Source organism: Bradyrhizobium sp. USDA 4353 (assembly GCF_054063215.1).
Genome location: NZ_JBSSGB010000001.1, coordinates 5,849,288 through 5,868,746 on the forward strand (window position 1 = coordinate 5,849,288; position 19,459 = coordinate 5,868,746).

The 19,459-nt window shown below is 65.7% G+C and carries 16 protein-coding genes; 11 read left to right on the plus strand and 5 right to left on the minus strand.

Annotated elements, in window-relative coordinates:
* Positions 1-22: 22 nt before the first annotated feature.
* The 5 genes from ppx (at position 23) to ACVILH_RS26535 (ending at position 7,292) form a co-directional block, all read left to right on the plus strand.
* The gene (gene ppx / locus ACVILH_RS26515) at positions 23-1,522 is read left to right on the plus strand and encodes an exopolyphosphatase (RefSeq protein ID WP_456715521.1); all 1,500 of its coding nucleotides are present in this window, start codon (positions 23-25) and stop codon (positions 1,520-1,522) included.
* Positions 1,523-1,787: 265 nt separating this feature from the next.
* Positions 1,788-2,915, plus strand: a complete 1,128-nt coding sequence (locus tag ACVILH_RS26520; RefSeq protein WP_456715522.1) for an FAD-dependent oxidoreductase — start codon at positions 1,788-1,790, stop codon at positions 2,913-2,915.
* 81 nt (positions 2,916-2,996) lie between these two features.
* Positions 2,997-5,357, plus strand: a complete 2,361-nt coding sequence (locus tag ACVILH_RS26525) for an FdhF/YdeP family oxidoreductase (RefSeq protein ID WP_456715523.1) — start codon at positions 2,997-2,999, stop codon at positions 5,355-5,357.
* Between the two features lie 280 nt (positions 5,358-5,637).
* Positions 5,638-6,450 carry an amino acid kinase family protein gene (locus ACVILH_RS26530; protein ID WP_456715524.1) on the plus strand — a complete coding sequence of 271 codons (813 nt, stop codon included), beginning with the start codon at positions 5,638-5,640 and terminating at the stop codon, positions 6,448-6,450.
* A gap of 14 nt (positions 6,451-6,464) precedes the next feature.
* The gene (locus ACVILH_RS26535) at positions 6,465-7,292 is read left to right on the plus strand and encodes an amino acid kinase family protein (protein ID WP_456715525.1); all 828 of its coding nucleotides are present in this window, start codon (positions 6,465-6,467) and stop codon (positions 7,290-7,292) included.
* An 86-nt stretch (positions 7,293-7,378) separates the two neighbouring features.
* On the opposite strand, the gene ACVILH_RS26540 is transcribed toward ACVILH_RS26535, so the two are convergent.
* Both ACVILH_RS26540 and ndk read right to left on the minus strand, forming a co-directional pair.
* The gene (locus tag ACVILH_RS26540; protein ID WP_456715526.1) at positions 7,379-8,242 is read right to left on the minus strand and encodes a TerC family protein; all 864 of its coding nucleotides are present in this window, start codon (positions 8,240-8,242) and stop codon (positions 7,379-7,381) included.
* Between the two features lie 67 nt (positions 8,243-8,309).
* Positions 8,310-8,732 (minus strand): nucleoside-diphosphate kinase, encoded by a 423-nt coding sequence (gene ndk, locus ACVILH_RS26545; RefSeq protein ID WP_456715527.1) that lies wholly within the window; start codon positions 8,730-8,732, stop codon positions 8,310-8,312.
* 284 nt (positions 8,733-9,016) lie between these two features.
* Between ndk and ACVILH_RS26550 the strand changes: the two genes are divergently transcribed.
* From ACVILH_RS26550 to ACVILH_RS26560, 3 genes are all read left to right on the plus strand, one after another.
* Positions 9,017-9,292 (plus strand): hypothetical protein, encoded by a 276-nt coding sequence (locus tag ACVILH_RS26550; RefSeq protein ID WP_006613440.1) that lies wholly within the window; start codon positions 9,017-9,019, stop codon positions 9,290-9,292.
* Between the two features lie 194 nt (positions 9,293-9,486).
* The gene (locus tag ACVILH_RS26555; protein WP_456715528.1) at positions 9,487-9,672 is read left to right on the plus strand and encodes a hypothetical protein; all 186 of its coding nucleotides are present in this window, start codon (positions 9,487-9,489) and stop codon (positions 9,670-9,672) included.
* Positions 9,673-9,740: 68 nt separating this feature from the next.
* The gene (locus ACVILH_RS26560; protein ID WP_456715529.1) at positions 9,741-11,609 is read left to right on the plus strand and encodes an ABC-F family ATP-binding cassette domain-containing protein; all 1,869 of its coding nucleotides are present in this window, start codon (positions 9,741-9,743) and stop codon (positions 11,607-11,609) included.
* 60 nt (positions 11,610-11,669) lie between these two features.
* Here the strand turns inward: ACVILH_RS26560 and ACVILH_RS26565 are convergent, their stop codons facing one another.
* The 3 genes from ACVILH_RS26565 to ACVILH_RS26575 all read right to left on the minus strand — a co-directional run bounded on the left by ACVILH_RS26565 (position 11,670) and on the right by ACVILH_RS26575 (position 14,345).
* Positions 11,670-12,170, minus strand: a complete 501-nt coding sequence (locus ACVILH_RS26565; RefSeq protein WP_456717082.1) for a hypothetical protein — start codon at positions 12,168-12,170, stop codon at positions 11,670-11,672.
* Between the two features lie 207 nt (positions 12,171-12,377).
* Positions 12,378-12,830: a DNA polymerase III subunit chi gene (locus ACVILH_RS26570; RefSeq protein ID WP_456715530.1), complete on the minus strand. Its 453-nt coding sequence runs from the start codon at positions 12,828-12,830 to the stop codon at positions 12,378-12,380.
* Between the two features lie 15 nt (positions 12,831-12,845).
* Positions 12,846-14,345 carry a leucyl aminopeptidase gene (locus ACVILH_RS26575; RefSeq protein ID WP_456715531.1) on the minus strand — a complete coding sequence of 500 codons (1,500 nt, stop codon included), beginning with the start codon at positions 14,343-14,345 and terminating at the stop codon, positions 12,846-12,848.
* A 337-nt stretch (positions 14,346-14,682) separates the two neighbouring features.
* On the opposite strand from ACVILH_RS26575, the gene lptF reads away from it, so the two are divergent.
* From lptF to ACVILH_RS26590, 3 genes are read left to right on the plus strand one after another with little or no spacing between them, the layout of a single operon-like run.
* Complete coding sequence (lptF, locus tag ACVILH_RS26580; RefSeq protein ID WP_456715532.1) at positions 14,683-15,852, plus strand: LPS export ABC transporter permease LptF; 1,170 nt, start codon at positions 14,683-14,685, stop codon at positions 15,850-15,852.
* Entirely contained in the window at positions 15,849-16,946 is a 1,098-nt protein-coding gene (lptG, locus tag ACVILH_RS26585) for an LPS export ABC transporter permease LptG (RefSeq protein ID WP_456715533.1), read from the plus strand. The genes lptF and lptG overlap by 4 nt, the downstream gene beginning before the upstream one ends.
* Positions 16,946-19,453 (plus strand): LPS-assembly protein LptD, encoded by a 2,508-nt coding sequence (locus tag ACVILH_RS26590; RefSeq protein ID WP_456715534.1) that lies wholly within the window; start codon positions 16,946-16,948, stop codon positions 19,451-19,453. Before lptG ends, ACVILH_RS26590 begins: the two co-directional genes overlap by 1 nt.
* Positions 19,454-19,459: the final 6 nt, after the last annotated feature.

The window sequence follows — 19,459 nt, forward strand, 5'->3', positions numbered from 1 at the left end:
TTTGCGGCAAGGGAATGCAGCGGTGAAGCGGCCCTCCCCCAGGGCCGCGAGCGTTGGCGTCATCGACATCGGCTCGAACTCGGTCCGTCTCGTCGTCTATCAGGCGATGGAGCGCAGCCTCGTCACCGTGTTCAACGAGAAGGCGCTGTGCGGGCTCGGCCGCGAGGTGCAAACCACCGGCCTGCTCGCGGCTGATGCCGTCGAGAAAGCGTTGACCGCGTTGAAGCGGTTCCGCGCGCTGTGCAAGGTGCAGAAGGTCGGGCGTGTCCACGCGATCGCGACGGCCGCCTGCCGCGATGCCTCCAACGGGCCCGATTTCATCGCCAAGGCCGAGAAGATCTGCGGCGTCGAAATCCAGATTCTCACAGGCCCCGAGGAAGCGCGCTATTCCGCGCTCGGCGTCATCTCCGGAGTCCACAAGCCCGACGGCATCGTCGGCGATCTCGGCGGCGGCTCGCTGGAGCTGATCGACGTGCGCGGCCATCAGGTGCGCAGCGGCATCACGCTGCCGCTCGGCAGCCTGGCGCTGCAGGACCTCTCTGAGAAGTCGCTGAAGAAGGCTCAGCGCATCGTCAGCGACGCGCTCACCGACCTGCCGCAGCTCGCCGCCGGCGAGGGCCGCACCTTCTATGCGGTCGGCGGCACCTGGCGCGCGCTGGCGCGCATCCACATCATCCAGAGCGGCTATCCGCTCGGCGTCATGCACGGCTATGCGATCCCGGCCGCGGAGGCGCTCGCCTTCGTGCGCCGACTGCGCCGGCTGGTCGCCGCGGACATGCTGGCCGACATCGAGGCCATCGCCGAAGCGCGGCGTCCGCTGCTCGCTTATGCCGCCCTCGTGCTCGAATACGTCATCCGCGTCGCCAAGCCGACCACCGTGGTGTTCTCCACCTTCGGCGTGCGCGAGGGCCTGCTCTACTCCAAGCTGCCCGATGCCGAGCGCGCCAAGGACGGGCTGCTCTGCGCGGCGCAAGGGCTGAACGAGCTTTTGTCGCGCTCGGCCCAGCATGCCCGCGAGCTGATCGACTGGACCGACCGGCTGTTTCGCGTCGTGCACGTCCGCGAGACCGAGGACGAGCGCAGGCTGCGCCACGCCGCCTGCCTGATGTCCGACATCGGCTGGCGCATGCACCCGGATCATCGCGGCGAGCAGACCTACGGCATCATCCTCAACGGCAATTTCGGCTCGATCAGCCATGAGGGTCGCATCTTCGCCGCGCTGTCGGTGTTCTTCCGTTATGAGGGCCAGCTCGACGAGGCGGCGGCGCCTGCGCTCACCCAGCAGCTCAGCCCGGCCCAGATCGACCGCGCGCGCCTGCTCGGCACCGCCTTCCGCGTCGCGCATCTGATCTCGGCGGCGCGGCCGGGCGTGCTGCCCGCCACGCATTTCCGCACCCAGGACCGCAAGCTGATGCTGGTGTTCGAGCATCATCTGGTCGACCTCGTCGCCGACCGGGTCGGCGGCCGCTTCAAGCAATTGGCGCGGCTTGTCGGTCGGTCCGGCTCGGTGGTGCTGAGCTAGTCCCGGAGCCGCCGCGCAGCCCTCCACGATCCCTTTTTTGCAAGGACTAGCGTCTCCACACCGTCTGATTTAGTTTGACTCCGTCGCGAAAAACGATGGCCTGATCCGAACCCGCACGTTCGAACGGCTGTCGAGCACACGCCCAACCATGCGCATTGCGCGGTTCGGCCAGCGTCTCCCAAGCAACACCCGACCATGCGTCGGGACGATCTCAGTCGTTCGGCCCCTTCGGGCGATGCACGTCTGCGACAACAGGAGCGCAACAATGCGACGTCCGATCGCGATTATCGGCGCGGGCCTCGGCGGCCTCACGCTCGCCCGCATCCTTCATCTGCATGGCATCCCCGCAACGGTCTATGAGGCCGAGCCTTCGGCGGAGGCGCGAGGACAAGGCGGCCTGCTGGATATTCACGAGCATAACGGACAGATCGCGCTCAAGGCCGCCGGCCTGTTCGCATCCTTCCTGAGGCTTGTCCGTCCCGGCGAAGACGCCAAGCGCGTTGTCGATCAGGACGGGGTCATTCTTTTCGATCATCCCGGCAGCCCTACCGTCAAACGCCCGGAAATCGACCGTGGCGACCTGCGGAGGATGCTGATCGAGTCCATTCCCCAGGATTGGATCGCGTGGGGTCACAAGGTGATGTCGGCGACCGCGATCGGAGGCGGACAACACGCGGTCGTTTTTGCCAATGGCGCGACGATCACCACCGATCTCCTCGTCGGCGCCGATGGTGCATGGTCGAAGATCCGGCCGTTGATCTCAGATGCAAAGCCCGCCTACACAGGCGTGTCCTTCGTCGAGACGCGCCTCTTTGACGGCGATACGCGCCACAAGGCCAGCGCCGACGCGATCGGCACTGGCACGCTGATCGCCGCTGCCCCAGGCAAGGCCATCCTGGCGCATCGCCATGCGGATGGAACGCTCCACACTTACGCGGCCCTGCAGAAGCCGGCAGCTTGGTTCGACGTCAGCGATGCGCGCGCGAGCCTGGCGCGTCTCGCCATGGAGTTCGAAGGCTGGGCGCCGCAACTCACCGCTTTGATCTCCGCGAGCGACACCGATCCCGTGCTGCGCCCGATCCATGCCCTTCCTGTTGGGCATCGCTGGGATCGCAAGCCCGGCGTCACTCTCCTCGGCGACGCCGCCCACCTGATGTCGCCCTTCGCCGGCGAAGGCGCCAACCTCGCTTTGTACGACGGCGCCGAGCTTGCCCGGGCGCTCATCGCCAGACCCAACGACACTGAAGCTGCGCTCGCCGCCTATGAACGTGATCTGTTTGCCCGCAGCGCCCGCGTCGCGGACGAGACGGCTCGCAATCTGGCGACGTTCTTCGATGACACCGCGCCACATGGCCTCGTCGAGCTGTTCAGAAGACATCTCGCGACTCGCTAGCCGGCCGCTGCGATACGGCATTGGAACGGCCCTGTCGGTGCCACGTTGGCCAAGCTCCCTGCATCCGCCCGGAGAGCCGATTTGGCCGAGACCCGCAAGACCATCGTCAACAGCCCGGCCGGCGGCTGGGGCGCGCTGAACGCCACCGAGACGCATCTGGCGCGCCAGGAGATCCTGGTGCGCGGCAATCGCGCGCTGCTGTCGATGAACAAGCCGGGCGGATTCGACTGCCCGAGCTGCGCCTGGCCCGATCCGCGCAAGCCGCACACCTTCGAATATTGCGAGAACGGCGCCAAGGCGGTCGCGTGGGAGGCGACGCGCAAGCGCGCGACGCCGGAGTTCTTCGCCGAGCATACCGTGAGCGAATTGCGCGGTTGGACCGATCACGACATCGAGGATGTCGGCCGGCTGACCGAGCCGATGCGCTACAACGCGGCAACCGACAAATACGAGCGTACCAATTGGGACGAAGCGTTTTCGGCAATCGGCGCCGAGCTGCGCGCGCTCGATCCCAAGCGGGTCGAGCTCTACACCTCGGGCCGCACCTCCAACGAGGCTGCGTTCCTCTATCAGACCTTCGGCCGCCTGCTCGGCACCAACAACTTCCCCGACTGCTCCAACATGTGCCACGAGACCACGACGGTCGCGCTGCCCGAAAGCATCGGCGTCGGCAAGGGCACGGTCGATCTCGACGATCTCGAGGATTGCGACGCGATCTTCATCTTCGGCCAGAACCCCGGCACCAACAGTCCGCGCATGCTCGGCTATCTCCACGACATGGCCAAGCGCGGCGTGCCGATCGTGACCTTCAATCCGCTGAAGGAGCGCGGCCTCGTTGCCTTCGCCAACCCGCAGAATGCCGTGGAGATGCTGACCGGCGGCGGCCAGAAGATCTCGTCGCAATATTTCCAGCTGCGGGTCGGCGGTGACATCGCCGCCGTGCAGGGCATCTGCAAAGCGGTGCTCGCAGCGGCCGCCGCCGCGACGGGAAGCAAGCGCATCCTCGACGAGGCGTTCATCGCGCAGCACACGCACGGCTTCGAGGCGTTCGCGACGTATCTGCGCAACCTGCCGTGGGAGCGGCTGGAGCACTATAGCGGCCTGTGCCGCGCCGACATGGAGACCGCGGCGGAGATCTACATGAAGGCCGATCGCGTCATCGCCTGCTGGGGCATGGGGATCACGCAGCATCGCCGCGGCGGCGACGCCATGCAGCAGATCATGAACATGCTGTTCCTGCGCGGCAATGTCGGACGCAAGGGCGCCGGCGCCTGCCCGATCCGCGGCCATTCCAACGTGCAGGGCGACCGCACCGTCGGCATCTATCAGAAGCCGAAGGAGCCGTTTCTGCAGAAGATGGACGCGGCGTTCGGCTTCACCTCACCGCGCGAGCCGGGCCACGATGTTGCGCAATGCTGTGAGGCGATCCTCGCCCACGAGGTCGACGCCTTCATCGGAATGGGCGGCAACTTCTTCCGCGCCATTCCGGACAATGCCCGCATCGCCGCCGAGGTGCCGCGGCTGCGCATGACGGTCTATGTCGCGACCAAGCCGAACCTGTCTCACATGACGCATGGTCAGTCGTCGTGGCTGCTGCCCTGCCTCGGCCGCACCGAGCGTGACGTCCAGAACGGCCAGGTGCAGACGATCACCGTCGAGGACAGCTTTTCGATGGTGCACGGCTCCGTTGGCCTGCTGGAGCCGGCGAGCCCGCATCTGAAATCGGAGGTCGACATCGTCTGTGGTCTGGCAAAGGCCACCGTCGCCGAACGGGCATCCATCGACTGGGATGTCTTCGTCGCCGACTACGGCCTGATCCGCAACAGGATCGAAGCGGTGTTTCCGGAGCAATTCCAGAACTACAATGCCCGCATCGCCCAGCCCGGCGGCTTCCGCCTGCCCAACGGCGCCCGCGAGCGCAAATGGGACACGCCGACCGGCAAGGCGAACTTCCTGTTCAAGGACGGTCTGATCGATGCCGATGACGATGCGCCGGAGGCACCGCATCTGCAGCTGATCACCTTGCGCAGCCACGACCAGTTCAACACCACGGTCTATTCCAACGACGACCGCTATCGCGGGGTCCGCGGCGAGCGCATGGTGGTCTTCATGAACGCGCGCGACATTGCCGCGCTCGGACTGCATGAGGGCGCCACGATCGAGTTCGCGACCGTCTGGCACGACGACATCGACCGCCGCCTCGGCGGCTTCCGCGTCGTCGGCTTCGACATCCCGGCCGGCTGCTGCGCCGCCTATTATCCGGAGACCAACGGCCTGCTGCCGCTCGCCCACCGCGACGAGCGCAGCAACACGCCGGCAGCCAAGTCGGTGCCGGTGCGGATCACCGCCGTGGCGCAAGGCGAGCCGGTGGCCGCCGATGGCGGCATCGCCGAGCACGGCCGTGCCCGCGAGACCGATCCGGCGAGCGTCCCGCTGGCCTGACTCTCAAAGCCGTGATCACGCCGTCCCTCGCAGATCGCGAGGGCGGATTACAGTGCGTGCGTGTTGAGCAGCCCGCGTGATGAAACATCGAGCATCCTGAGCGGCTCATAGGCATCACCTTTCGAATTGTCGCAAATCCGACAATGCGGCTGCGCATCTATGCTTCGCACAATACAGCTTTCGGTAAAGCGAAAATCATTCTATTGGCCTTGACGCAGGAGCAACCGAGCGGAGCTGAGGGCTTCGCCGGCTCTGCCAACCGCGAAAGGACGATATTCCCATGGCAACCACGACGGCCGAGCTCGAGCAGCTTCTGATGCAGCGCTCGCTCACCGACGCCGAATTGATTGCGGCGGCGGAAACGGCGGCTGATTTCCGCATCCTTCCTGACGCGACCGTGATCAAGGTCGGCGGCCAGAGCATGATCGACCGTGGCCGCAGCGCGATCTATCCGCTGGTCGAGGAGATCGTTGCCGCCCGCAAGGCGCACAAGATGCTGATCGGCACCGGCGCCGGCACCCGCGCGCGTCACCTCTATTCGATCGCTGCCGGGCTCAATTTGCCGGCCGGCGTGCTGTCACAGCTCGGCGCCTCCGTTGCCGACCAGAACGCGGCGATGCTGGGCCAGTTGCTCGCCAAGCACGGCATCTCCGCGGTCGAGGGCGCCGGCCTCTCCGCCGTGCCGCTCTACCTCGCGGAGGTGAACGCGGTCGTGTTCAGCGGCATGCCGCCCTACGGCCTATGGATGCGTCCGTCGGCCGACGGGGTCATCCCGCCCTACCGCACCGACGCCGGCTGCTTCCTGGTCGCCGAGCAGTTCGGCTGCAAGGCCATGATCTACGTGAAGGACGAGAACGGCCTCTACAGCGCCAATCCCAAGACCGAGAAGAACGCCACCTTCATCCCGAAGATCTCGGTCGCCGAGATGAAGGCGAAGGGCCTTGCCGACTCCATCCTGGAATTCCCGATGCTCGACCTGCTCGAAGCCGCGCGCCACGTCCGCGAGGTCCAGGTCGTCAACGGCCTCGTCCCCGGCAATCTGACCCGCGCGCTGGCCGGCGAGCATGTCGGCACCATCATCACCGCGAGCTAAAGGAGCCGACCGTTATGGCTGACATCAACACCATCAAGCACGTCGCCTCGCCGCTCGCGCGCCAGACCCTGCTCGACAACAAGCTCACCCGTCCGGTTGCCGGAAAGCGCCCGATCGCGCTGCTGCCCTGGCTGCAGGTGGTCAAGATCGGCGGCCGCTCGATCATGGACCGCGGCGCGGACGCGATCCTGCCGCTGGTCGAGGAGATCCGGAAGCTCCTGCCGGAGCATCGGCTCCTGATCCTGACCGGCGCCGGCATCCGCGCCCGTCACCTCTATGGCGTCGGGCTCGATCTCGGCCTGCCCGTCGGCTCGCTCGCGCCGCTCGCGGCCAGCGAGGCCGGCCAGAACGGCCATATCCTGGCGGCGCTGCTGGCCTCCGAGGGCGTCTCCTACATCGAGCATCCGACCATCGCCAACCAGCTCGCGATCCATCTGATGGCGGCGCGCGCGGTCGTCGGCAGCGCGTTCCCGCCCTATCACCACCACGAATTCCCGACCTCGCGGCTGCCGACGCATCGCGCCGACACCGGCGCCTTCCTGATCGCCGACGCGCTCGGCGCTGCCGGATTGACGATCGTCGAGGATGTGGACGGCGTCTTCACGGCCGATCCGAACGGACCTGATGCCGCAGAGGCGACGCTGCTGCGCGAGACCAGCCATGACGCGCTGGCGAAGCACGAGGGCACGCTGCCGTTCGACCGCACGCTGCTCGAGGTGATGGCCAATGCCCGGCACCTGTCGCGCGTCCAGGTCATCAATGGCCTGGTGCCGGGACGGCTGACGGCCGCGCTGCGCGGACACCATGTCGGCTCGGTCATCACGACCGGCGCGCGTCCCTGATCGTCCAAAAGAAAAGGCCGCTCGTGTCACGAGCGGCCTGTCGGTCTGAGCTAGGCGAGATTCCTGCGCGCTGACTGACGCTGCCGCTACGGCAGCTCGACGCCGCGCGCCGGAACGGCTTCGATCTCGTGCTTGTCGTGGTTTTGCAACGCGCGGCCGCGCCAGATCGAGCCGGCCACGAGCACCACCAGCGCACCGAGCAGCGACATCAACGTCTCCATGACGTCGACATGGCTGGTCAGCTTCGAGGCGCCGGCGAACAGCGCCGAGGTCGCATCGATGCTGATATTGACGGTGCCGTCGAGCAGATGATGCAGCATGGGCTCGATCGCCGGATCGGTCGCGATCACCTCGCCGGCCACCCAGCCCAGCAGCATGGCGCCGAGCCAGACGAGAAGCGGGAAACGGTCGAGCACGAGCATGATCAGCGCGGCGCCGGCGATGATCAGCGGGATGCTCATGGCAAGGCCGATGATCAGCAGCGAGGCCTGGCCGTTGGCGGCGGCGGCCACCGCGATGACATTGTCGAGGCTCATCACGAGGTCGGCGAGCGCGACGATGCGCACCGCATGCCACAAGGTGGTGCCGGCGGCGATGTCGTCGTTCTCGTCCTCGGGCACCAGAAGCTTGGCGGCGATGACGAGCAGGGCGAGGCCGCCGATCAGCTTCAGGTAAGGCAGCGCCATCAGGGTCGCGACGATGCCGGTGAAGGCGATGCGGAGCGCCACGGCGATGCCGGAGCCAGCGACCATGCCCCAGAAGCGGTGCTTGCCGTGCAGGCCGCGGCAGGCGAGCGCGATCACCAGCGCGTTGTCGCCCGACAACAGCACGTTGATCCAGATGATCTTGCCGAGCGCGAGCCAGAAGCCCGGGCTTTGCAGGTCGGCTTCGAATTGCGCGAGGAGATGGCCGTAAGTGGCGGGATCAGCGAGCTGTGACAGCCAGTTCACGGCCAGACCTTTCAGATGCGTTCAACGGGATTGCGGCGGAGCGAGGCTCCGCCGCAGCGATCGCGGCTCAGCCGACGATCTCGTTGCCGGAAAAGAACTGCGCGATCTCGACTGCGGCCGTCTCCGGCGCGTCCGAGCCATGCACCGAGTTCTCGCCGATCGACTTCGCGTGCGCCTTGCGGATGGTGCCCTCGGCCGCCTTGGACGGATCGGTCGCGCCCATGACGTCGCGGTACTTCAGGATGGCGCCCTCGCCCTCGAGAACCTGCACCACGACCGGGCCGGAGATCATGAAGTCGACCAGCTCGCCGAAGAACGGGCGGGCCTTGTGGACCGCATAGAAGGTCTCGGCCTGCTCGCGGGTCATGCGGATGCGCTTCTGGGCCACGATGCGCAGGCCGGCTTTCTCGATCAGCGCGTTGATCGCGCCGGTGAGGTTACGCTCGGTCGCGTCGGGCTTGATGATCGAAAAGGTGCGCTCAATCGCCATGATATCGTCCTTGGAGATGGGGGATTTGGGTGAGATGCGGGCTTATATCGACGCGATCCGTCGACGGCAAGCGACGGGGCCCCGGTCCGAGGCGCGACGCCTTACGACAATTTCACGATTCTGAACATAGAATGAAGGATCTGTGCCACCGGTGTTCAGCTCCCATGCCCTAACGTGATCTGCATCGGGCGAAGACGAGCCGGCGTACCGGTAGCCGCCTTCTCCCAGCCTCATCCGTCGGACAATTTCGGCGCCTCTCAAGCGCTGTCATCCAGGAGACGATCATGTTGCGCAAACTCTCCCTCATCGTGGCGGCTGCCGTGTCTCTCGGCGCAGCTGCCCTCGCCCCGACGGCCGCCTCGGCCCATTGGCACGGTGGTTGGCATGGCGGCTGGCACCATGGCTGGCACGGTGGCTATGGCTGGCACCGCCCGTTCTATGGTCCGCGCGTGTTCGTCGGCGGCCCGGTCTACAGCTACGGCTATGGCGGCTGCTACGTGCGCCGCGTCGTTCCGACCCCGTGGGGGCCGCGCTGGCGCTGGATCAACCGCTGCTACTGACCTCCCCTGAGACGAGCCTAGGACGGCATCCGCCCCCCGCCGCTCCGAACTCGCATTGCCCCGGCGTCCCCCACGCCGGGGCTTTTTTTGTGAATTTTCAACCTCCTTCGGCGCATTTCGCACGCGCCCGGAAACAAAACGGCCGCCCACGACTTGATATGGCATCTTCTTGCAACTGCTCGTGGAACTCCGTCATGTCTGGCCGCACCGCCGAATACTGCGAGGCGCTCGATCGCAAGACCAGCCGATCGATCTGTGAGGCCGTCGGCGAACGGCTGCAGCGAAGCCTGCCGCCTGAGCAATCCAGCCTGCCCGAGTCCCTCGCGTCTCTGATGAACGAGCTGCGCAGGCGCGACGAGCCGCTGGCGCGCTTCGATTGACAGGCTCCAGCGGCTGAAGCCGGCATAAAGCGGTTGCGTTTGGCCGCGCGCGCGGTGACAAGGCGCGCATGCTTTCCATCACTGACATCTCCATCCGCCTCGCCGGACGGCTTCTCATCGACCATAGCTCGGTGCAGATTCCGCCCGGCGCCCGTGTCGGCCTGGTCGGCCGGAACGGCACCGGCAAGTCGACGCTGTTCAAGGCCATCCGCGGCGAACTGTCGCTGGAGAACGGCAGCATCAGCCTGCCACCGCGGTGGCAGATCGGCAGTCTGGCCCAGGAGGCGCCGAGCGGCCCCGAGAGCCTGATCGAGGTGGTGCTGCGGGCCGATCTCGAACGTGATGCCCTGCTGCGCGAATCCGAGACCGCCGAGGATCCCGACCGGATCGCCGAGATCCAGACCCGTCTGGTCGACATCGACGCCCATTCGGCGCCGGCCCGCGCCGCCGCCATCCTCAGCGGCCTCGGCTTCTCCGCCGCCGATCAGGCCCGCGCCTGCTCGGAATTCTCCGGTGGCTGGCGCATGCGCGTCGCGCTCGCGGCCACGCTGTTCGCCGCGCCCGACCTGCTGTTGCTCGACGAGCCGACCAACTATCTCGATCTCGAAGGCACGCTGTGGCTTGAGGATCATCTCGCGCATTATCCGCGCACGGTGATCGTGATCAGCCACGACCGCGACCTGTTGGAAACATCCGTCGACCAGATCCTGCATCTCGACCGCGGCAAGCTGACGCTCTACCGCGGCAGCTACTCGTCGTTCGAGGAGCAGCGCGCGACGCGCGAGATGCTCGACGCCAAGGCGGTCAAGCGCCAGGAGGCGGAGCGCGCACGCTTGCAGGCGTTCGTCGAACGCTTCAAGGCCAAGGCGTCGAAGGCGAGGCAGGCGCAATCCCGCGTGAAGATGCTGGAGCGGATGAAGCCGATCACGGCACTCGTCACCCAGGACGTGCACGAGATCACGTTTCCCGCGCCGGACAAATTGCTGTCGCCGCCGATCATCGCGGTGGACAACGCGACCGTCGGCTACGATCCGGCGCAGCCCGTGCTCAATCGCGTCACCTTGCGCATCGACAATGACGACCGCGTCGCGCTGCTCGGCTCCAACGGCAACGGCAAGTCGACCTTGGTGAAGCTGCTCGCCGGACGGCTCGCGCCGTTCTCCGGCAAGATCACACGCGCCGACAAGCTGTCGATCGCCTATTTCGCGCAGCATCAGCTCGATGAGCTGGATGAGGACGGCTCGCCCTACAGCCACGTCCGCAAGCTGATGGGTGATGCGCCGGAGTCAAAGGTGCGCGCCCGCGCCGGCGCGATCGGCTTCTCCGGCAAGGCGGCGGACACGTCGGTGAAGAGCCTCTCGGGCGGCGAGAAGGCGCGGCTGCTGCTCGGGCTTGCGACCTTCTACGGCCCGAACATGATCATCCTGGACGAGCCGACCAACCATCTCGACATCGACAGCCGCGCCGCGCTCGCCGAGGCCATCAACGAGTTTCCCGGCGCCGTGATCATGGTGTCGCATGACCGCTATCTGATCGAAGCCTGCGCCGACCGGCTGTGGGTCGTCGCCGATCGGACGGTCAAGACCTATGACGGCGATCTCGACGAGTACCGGCGCATGATCCTGTCCTCACGCGGCGGCACGGCCACGCGTGAGACGGAACGGCCGCAGGTGAGCGAGAAGGCCGAGCGGCCGCGCGGCGACAACAAGCGTGGCGCGCTGAAGCAGAAGATCACGGCGGCCGAAGCCGAGATCGCCCGCATCACCGAGATCATCGCCAAGATCGACGGCGCGCTGTCGCTACCGGACATCTTCACGCGCGATCCGAAGCAGGCCGCGCAACTGTCGAAGGCGCGGGCAAATGCAGCGGATGCGTTGGCGCGCGCCGAGGAGCAGTGGCTGGAAGCCAGCACGCTGTATGATGAGGCGGCCGGGTGACGAACCGACATTCGTCGACTAAACAAAGACGCCGACTGAAGAAAGAAGACGTGAGCGCGCTCAGGCCGCGCGCTTCTTCGCCTTGCCGGGCTTGGCCACCTTCGGCGCCGGACCGGCGTCGGGCGCGCGCTCGACCGATGTCAGGCGGCCCGCCGTGAAGGTGTAGACACCCGCACGGGCGCCGCGCAGCCAGGTCACCGTCGCGACTCGGTCGCCGCCATTGTTGCCGATGTTGACGCTGTCGGGCGCGCCAATGCCGCGCACGACGTCGCACTCAGTGTGACCCAGCGCAACCGAGCCGCCAGCGGCCGGCGGCGGCGCAGCGGCCGCATCGTTGCTGAGTGCATTCGCACCCGGAGCACCGCCGGCGGGCGCCATGCCCGGACAGCCGCCCTCGGCGGTGACGAGATCATCAGCGGTCACGGGCTTGTCCGGCGTCAGCGGCGGCGCGTCGATCGAGATGTTTCTGATGAACAGGCGCTGCGGCCGGTTGAACCACTCGGCATCCTTCGACAGGAAGTCGGGCGTGCTCGAGCATCCGGCCACGACCGGGGCAAGCACAAGGAACGCCAGAGCGCGCGTCAGCTGTTTGGTGTGGTCTCGCACGATGAACCTTGCTGAATTGCAACCTGTGGACACTCTAACGTGTTGTCCCAACATCACTTTGCGGCACGTTCGTGACTTTGCCAACGCTCTGCCGGTAAATCGGCAGATTATCATTAATCGCGCGGCGCTGCCATCACGGCACGTCGCCCCGGCCTTACGCCATCACTGCCGACGTTGCCAGCGTCCGCGCTCATCGGCCTGCCAATAGGTGACATCGAATCCACGGCTTTTGCAATCGGTCCATGCCGACCGCGCTGCAGCGAGCGCGTCGGGATCATCGCCGTTGAACACCAGCACCATGCGCTCGTAGCTCTGCGCATCCGATGGCAGCGGCGCGTTATCCACCAGGAACCGGACATGGGCGCCGTTCGGATTGCCCTCCTCGATCGCGAGCACAATCGGCTGCTCGGCCACATCGGCCACGCGCCAGGTGGCGTGCGGCAGAAACGAATCGTCACGATAGGTCCACAGATGCGCATCGAGCGCATCTGCACGCTCCTCCGACGTCGACTGCACCACCACCCGCCAGCCGCGCTCGAGCGACTTCTCGAGCAGCGGCGGCAGCACGCCTTCCAGCGTCATGTTCTGCAGGTGATAGAACAGGACTTCGGTCATGCGCGTTGATGTCCCTTACGATTTCGCCTCGTAGGAATCCCAGACGAGGCGATCGAGCAGGCGCACGCCATAGCCGGATCCCCAGCTCTGGTTGATCTCGGATTTCGGCGCGCCCATCGCGGTGCCGGCGATGTCGAGATGCGCCCATGGCGTGTCGTTGACGAAGCGCTGCAGGAATTGCGCAGCCGTGATCGAGCCGCCATGACGGCCGCCGGTGTTCTTCATGTCGGCGAATTGCGAATCGATCAGCTTGTCGTATTCGGAGCCGAGCGGCATGCGCCACACCTTCTCGCCGGTCTCCTGCCCGGCCTTCAACAGCTTGTCGGCAAGATCGTCATTGTTGGAAAACAGGCCGGCATGCTCGGTGCCGAGCGCGACCAGGATCGCGCCGGTCAGCGTCGCCAGGTCGATCATGAATTTCGGCTTGTACTTGGTCGCGACGTACCAGAGCACATCGGCCAGCACGAGCCGGCCCTCCGCATCGGTGTTGATGATCTCGATGGTCTGGCCCGACATCGACGTGACGATGTCGCCGGGGCGCTGCGCGTTGCCATCCGGCATGTTCTCGACCAGGCCGATCGCGCCGATCACATTCGCCTTGGCCTTTCGCGCCGCCAGCGCATGCATCAGGCCGACAACGCAGGCGGCGCCGCCCATGTCGCCCTTCATGTCCTCCATCGAGCCGGCCGGCTTGATCGAGATGCCGCCGGTGTCGAAGCAGACGCCTTTGCCGATGAAGGCGACCGGCTGCTCGCTCTTCTTGCCGCCGTCATAACGCATCACCACGGTGCGGCTGGGCCGGGCCGAGCCCTGACCGACGCCGAGCAGCGCGCCCATGCCGAGCTTCTTCATCGCGGCAACGTCGAGAATCTCGACGGTGACGCCGAGCTTGCGCAGCGCCGCCGCGCGCTTGGCAAACTCTTCCGGGTAAAGGACGTTCGGCGGCTCGTTGACGAGATCGCGGGCGAGAATCACGCCGTCGGTGACATGGGCGCGCGGCGCGAACGCCTTCTTCGCCGCGGCGACGTCGGCTGTGGCGATCGAGACGTTGGCGCTGACCTCGCCCTCCTCGTCCTTCTTCTTGGTCTTGTAGCGGTCGAATCGATAGGCCCGCAGCCTGACGCCGGCGGCCAGGGAGCTGACCTGGTCGGGCGTCATCGGCCCGGAGGGCAGCTCGGCCAACACCGTCACGGCTTCAGTTCCGGCGTTGAGTTTTCCGGCTAAGCTGCCGCCATATTTGAGGAAATCCTTTTCCTTGTGATCACCGCCCTTGCCCGTGCCGATCACGATCAAGCGCTGAATCTTGATTCCCTCCGGGGCCAGGAGATCCAGAACCGAGCCATCCTTGCCCTCGAAGCGGGCGGCTCCGGCGGCGCGCTTGATCAGGTCCGAGGCTCCGCCGAGCGCCTTCTCGGTCGCGGCGCCTAGCCGCAGCGCGTCGTCGCAAAAGGCCACCGCGATACCGCGCGGGGCGGTCGACAGCGGGACGAAGCCGACCTTGACGGTGTCGGACATCAAGCAATCCTCCAGAATTTCGACATGAGAGCCGCCGCGACCGGCCAAAATCCGAGCGGACAGACGGGGATGGCGGCAGTTCGGAACCCAATCTGGCAGCAGTATGGCCTGCCTTGGCGCAAGCTGCCAAGTCTTCCCGTGGCGGGGCGGCCACAACGATGAAATTTCGACCACATTTTCGTGGCGCCACGCCACAGCCATTTTGTCGACGGATCAAAGGGATGGTAAAGATATTCACCGGCCTTGGAACGTCACGGCGCAGGCAGCCTGGGGGCCCCGTTTCAAGGGTGCTGCAGCGCTCGTTCCGGGACTGCTGATTGGGGATCGAGCGCGCACGATGGGGTCCATCGACAAGTACATCTTTCGCACGACGCTCGCGTCGTTTGCGTTGGTGCTGGTCAGCCTCACCGGCGTGATCTGGATCACCCAGGCGCTGCGCGGCATCGACCTGATGACCAGCCAGGGCCAGACCATCCTGACCTTCCTCGGCATCACCGGACTGGTGATTCCCTCCCTGCTCGGCGTCATCGCGCCGATCGCGCTGATGATCGCGGTCTCGCACACGCTCAACAAGCTCGCGACCGATTCGGAAATCATCGTCATGAACGCCGCCGGCATGTCGCCGATCCGGCTGTTCGTGCCATTCGCCTATGCGACCTGCGTGGTCGCCCTGCTCGTCACCCTCCTCGCCTCCTATGTCGCGCCCGACGGGCTGCGCCGGATCAAGCAGTGGGATGCCGAGATCACCGCCGACGTGCTCACCAACATCCTGCAGCCCGGACGTTTCGCGCAGCTCGACCAGAACCTGACGATCCGAATCGGCGAGCGCCAGCCCGGCGGCGAGCTCAAGAGCATCCTGATCGACGACCGCCGCGATCCCAAGGAGCGGATCACGATCATCGCCGAGAAGGGCACGGTGGTGAAGAACGCCGACGGCTCGTTCCTGGTGCTCGAGGACGGCAATCTCGAGCGCTTCGAGATCGGCAAGCGCGAGCCGGCGATGGTGGCATTCGCCCGCTATGCGTTCGACATGTCGAAATTCTCGAATCAGGGCCGCGACGTCACGCTCGGCATCCGCGAGCGCTATCTGTGGGAGCTGATGGCGCCCTCGGAGAACGATCCGATCTACAAGCAGATCCCCGGACAATTCCGGCAGGAGTTGCACGACCGCTTCCTGGCCCCGATCTACCCGTTCGCCTTCGCCGCCCTCACCTTCGCGTTTCTCGGCGCCCCGCGCACGACGCGCCAGAGCCGCAACTTCTCGTTCGGCAGCGCCATCCTCGCCGTGTTCGGCGTGCGCATGGCCGGCTTTGCCTGCTCCGTCATGACCGTGAAGACGCCGATCGCGGCGCTGATCCAGTATCTGATGCTGCTCGGCACGCTCGGCCTGTCCATCTGGGTCATCATCGGCGGCGTGGTCATCGAGCCGCCGGCGCGGCTGATGGAGGCGATCAACCGCTCCAATGCGCGGATCGCGCGGCTGTTCAGAAGGCCGGTCACCGCATGAGCATGGTCACCAACACGCTCGGACGCTACTTCGCCGGCCGCTTCCTGGTCTCGGCTGTCGGTGTGTTTGCGAGCATTTTCCTGCTGCTCGTGCTGGTCGATTACATCGAGATGGTCCGGCGCACCTCGGGTCTCGCCTCCGCCTCAGCGCTGATGGTGGCGGAGACGTCGCTGTTTCGCGTGCCGCAGCTGCTCGAGAAGATGATGCCGTTCTGCGTGCTGATCGGCGCCATGACCTGCTACCTCGCGCTGTCGCGACGGCTCGAGCTCGTGGTCGCCCGCGCCGCCGGCGTGTCCGCCTGGCAGTTCATCGCGCCGGCGCTCGCCAGCGCCATCATGCTCGGCCTGATGGCCACCACGCTCTACAACCCGATGTCGGCGAACTTGCGCGAATTGTCGAAGCGCATGGAGGCTGAGCTGTTCGGTGCTGCACCTGGCGGCGGCGTGCAGGATGCGTCAGGCTTCTGGCTGAACCAGGTCAACCCGGATGGCTCGGTGATCATCAACGCCGCGCGCAGCGAGCAGCAGGGCGTTCGGCTCACCGGATTGACCCTGTTCCGTTTTGATACGGAGAAGCGCTTCAAGGACCGAATCGAAGCGCGCGAGGCGACGCTCGAAGACGGCCAATGGGTGTTCAAATCGGTGCGCCGATTCTCGCTCGATACGCCGCCGGTCGACGAACCGACGTTCATTTTGCCCACAACCCTGACGCCTGCGCAGGTCCGCAACAGCTTCTCCACCCCCGAAACTGTGTCGTTTTGGCAACTGCCGAGCTACATCCGTTCGTCGGAAAGCTCGGGCTTCGCGACCGCGGGCTACCGACTGCAGTATCATAAGCTGATCGCACAGCCGTTTTTGCTGGCTGCGATGGTCATGCTGGCTGCGTCCGTGTCCCTCAGGTTCTTCCGTATGGGTGGCGTTCAGAAAATGGTTTTGAGTGGCGTGGGCGCCGGCTTTCTGCTCTACGTGCTGTCGAAAGTAACGGAAGATTTGAGCAAGGCTGCGTTGATGAATCCGATCGCTGCGGCGTGGCTGCCCGTGTTCGTCGGCGGCCTCACCGGTTTTATGGCCTTGCTCTACCAGGAGGACGGCTAGTGTCGTTCGTTGCCGTCCGTCAGACCGCGCTCGCCGCGCTCCGGCTGCATGCCGTTGCGCGCGTCGCTTGCGTGGGCGCCCGTCGCGCCGGGTCTGCCGTTCTTGCCGGTCTGTTTGCGCTGACGCTCGGCGTCGCGATTCCCGTCGCGTTCGATGCTGCGCTGTCGCCTGCCGCTGCCCAGGGCTTCACCTACAATCCGCGGCCGCCGAAGGCGCCGCCGCCGCGCGTCGCCAACGACAACCAGATGCTGGTTCAGGCGACCGAGGTCGACTACGACTACAACAACTCGCGCGTGTCGGCGGTCGGCAACGTGCAGCTGTTCTACAACGGCACCTCGGTCGAGGCCGACCGGGTGATCTACGACCAGAAGACCAAGCGACTGCATGCGGAAGGCAACATCCGCATGACCGACGCCGACGGCAAGATCACCTACGCCAACAGCCTCGATCTCGCGGACGACTATCGCGACGGCTTCGTCGATTCGCTGCGCGTCGAGACCGAGGACCAGACCCGGATGGCGGCGACCCGCGCCGACCGCACCAAGGGCAACTACACGGTGTTCGAGAACGGCGTCTACACCGCCTGCGCGCCGTGTAAGGACGATCCGAAGAAGCCGCCGCTGTGGCAGGTCAAGGGTGCGCGCATCATCCACGACCAGACCGAGAAGATGCTGTATTTCGAGAACGCCCAGCTCGAATTCTTCGGCGTTCCCCTGGCCTATATCCCCTACTTCTCGACGCCGGACCCGACGGTCAAGCGCAAGAGCGGCTTCCTGATGCCCGGCTTCACCCAGACGGGTGGCTACGGCTTCGGTGTCGACATTCCCTATTACTGGGCGATCGCGCCGGATTACGATGCGACGTTCACGCCGCGCATCACCTCCAAGCAGGGCGTGCTGGTGCAGACCGAATTCCGCCAGCGCCTCAGCAATGGCGGCTATCAGGTGCGCCTGTACGGCATCGACCAGCTCAACCGCAACGCGTTTGCCGGCCAGCCCGGCGACCGCCAGTTCCGCGGCGGCATCGACACCAAGGGCCAGTTCGCGCTCAATGACAAATGGGTGTTCGGCTGGGACGGCATCCTGCTGTCCGACTACATGTTCCTGTCCGACTACCGGCTGGCGCAGTACCGCGATCCGTTCAACTCGTTCATGAGCCTGCCGACGGAGGCAATCTCGCAGCTTTACCTGACCGGCGTCGGCAGCCGCAGCTTCTTCGACGTCAGGGCGATCCATTACCTGAGCTTCTCGGGCAACCAGCAGACCGTGCCGATTGTGTATCCGGTGCTGGATTACTCGAACGTGCTCAACTATCCGGTGTTCGGCGGCGAGTTCAGCTACAAGACGAACTTCGTCAATCTGACCCGCGAACAGGCGGTGTTCGATCCGATCACCACCACGGCCAACACCAACGGCCTGTGCACGACGACCTCGGCTGATCCGATGGCGCGGCTGCCCACGCAGTGCCTGCTGCGAGCCACGCCCGGCACTTATACGCGCCTGAGCGCGCAGGCGCAGTGGCGGAAGTCGTTCACCGATCCCTACGGCCAGATCTGGACGCCGTTCGCGATCCTGCGCGCCGACGCGATCAACGCCAACGTGACGGCACAGCCGGGCGTCGGCAACTTCCTGCCCACCGGCGACACCCAGGCGCTGCGCCTGATGCCGACCGTCGGCCTGGAGTACCGTTATCCGTTCATCAACGTCCAGCCGTGGGGCACCACCACGATCGAGCCGATCGCGCAGGTCATCATCCGGCCGAACGAGACCTATGCCGGCCGGCTGCCGAATGAGGACGCCCAGAGCATGGTGTTCGACGCCAGCAACCTGTTCAGCGTCGACAAGTTCTCCGGCTACGACCGGGTCGAGGGCGGCGGCCGCGCCAATGTCGGCGTGCAGGCCACCACGCAGTTCGACCGCGGCGGCACCATCAACGTGCTGTTCGGCCAGTCCTACCACCTGTTCGGCCTGAACTCCTTCGCCGTCCAGGACATGAACAACACCGGCATCGGTTCCGGCCTCGACAAGAACGTTTCGGATTACGTGGCCCGGGTCGATTACTCGCCGAACCGGACCTATACGTTCAGCATGCGCAGCCGGTTCGACCAGCAGACCCTGAACGTGCAGCGCTTCGAGGCTGAGGCCAAGGCCAATTTCGACCGCTGGTCGGTCGCCTTGACCTACGGCAACTATGCCGCAGATCCGGCGATCGGCTACCTGAACCGCCGCGAGGGTGTCCTGGGCAGCGGCTCGGTGAAGGTCGCGCCGAACTGGATCGTGACGGGTGCAGCGCGATGGGATCTCGCCGCGAACAAGATCAACCAGTATGTGATCGGCGCAGGCTACGTCGACGACTGTTTCGTGCTGGCCGCTAACTATGTAACGTCGTATAATTATACGACTGGTACAACCACACCCGTTCTGAGCCATGCCTATATGCTCCAGATCGGACTCCGGACGCTCGCCAACACCTCGTCCACGGGAACCGGGGCTGGAGGCCTTCAGTAGGACGCG